This window comes from Actinoplanes sp. M2I2, from assembly GCF_023544445.1.
In the GTDB taxonomy this organism is placed as follows: Bacteria; Actinomycetota; Actinomycetes; order Mycobacteriales; family Micromonosporaceae; genus Actinoplanes.
In genome coordinates, this window is record NZ_JALPVJ010000061.1 from 1 (window position 1) to 1,007 (window position 1,007).

Sequence of the window (1,007 nt, forward strand, 5' to 3'; positions counted from 1 at the left end):
TGACCGGATCAAGAAGATCCAACTGCTGCGACGCTTTACCCAACGTCATCCCAGCAAACTACTAGATATCGGGGTTAACGATGCCTGCCACACCGGCAGCAGTCATCGTTTAACACCAGTCACCTAGTAGGGCTTTGTCATGGTCCTCTTCCCGCGCGTTGGAAGCGTTGCGGGAAGTGGGTTTGGCAGGTGGGGCAGGTGCCGATGAGGCGGGCGAGCAGGGCTTGCAGGCGTCGGAGTACGGCGTAGAGGGTCATTCCGGCGCAGGGGTTTTTGGGTTCAGGCGTTGCAGGGTGAGGAAGGCGTGGGCGGCGGAGACGAGGGTGGTGTGGTGGTGCCAGCCTTGCCAGGTGCGGCCTTCGTAGTGGTCCAGGCCGAGTCCGGTTTTGATTTCGCGGTAGTCGTGCTCGATGCGCCAGCGTAGTTTCGCCAGGCGCACCAGCTGCTGCATCGGTGTTGTCGCCGGCAGGTTCGACAGCCAGTACCGGGTCGGTTCGGCCTGTCCGGTTGGCCATTCGGCGATCAGCCAGCGGACCGGTAGGTCACCGAAGTCGACGGCTCGGCGGTGGACCAGGCTGGCGGGGCGTAGGCGCAGGAACACGAACCGGCTGTGCATCATCCGGGTTCTGCCGCTGCGGCGGCGTGAGCCCGGTCGCCAGGTGACGTGCCGCACGGCTTTGCGCCCGGCCGTCAGGACGTGTGTTTTCAGGCTGGGTGCGGCTTGCCGGTAGATCAGCGGCGGACGGCGGCCGGCGCCTTTATAGGGCGGTGCGGTGCGCGGCGTGCTTTCAGTGAACGCGGTATGGGCGCTGTTCACGCCGATGATGTAGGGCAGGTTCCGGTTGTCGAGTTCCTGGCGGAACTCGGCGGCGTCGCCGTAGCCGGGCGTGTCAGATGGTTTGTGTAACTGATCGACTTCTATGTCGAGGAGTACACAGGTGACCATGACTGATGATCCACGAGGAGTCCAGGTGTCGGCGGACTGGGTGTCGCCGGCCCGGCAGACG

At 64.3% G+C, this 1,007-nt stretch carries 1 protein-coding gene; it reads right to left on the reverse strand.

Annotated elements, in window-relative coordinates:
- Window positions 1–253: 253 nt before the first annotated feature.
- Window positions 254–1,007 (reverse strand): transposase (locus tag HJC40_RS44965; RefSeq protein WP_250010007.1); only part of this gene is annotated, 754 nt, incomplete at its 5' end.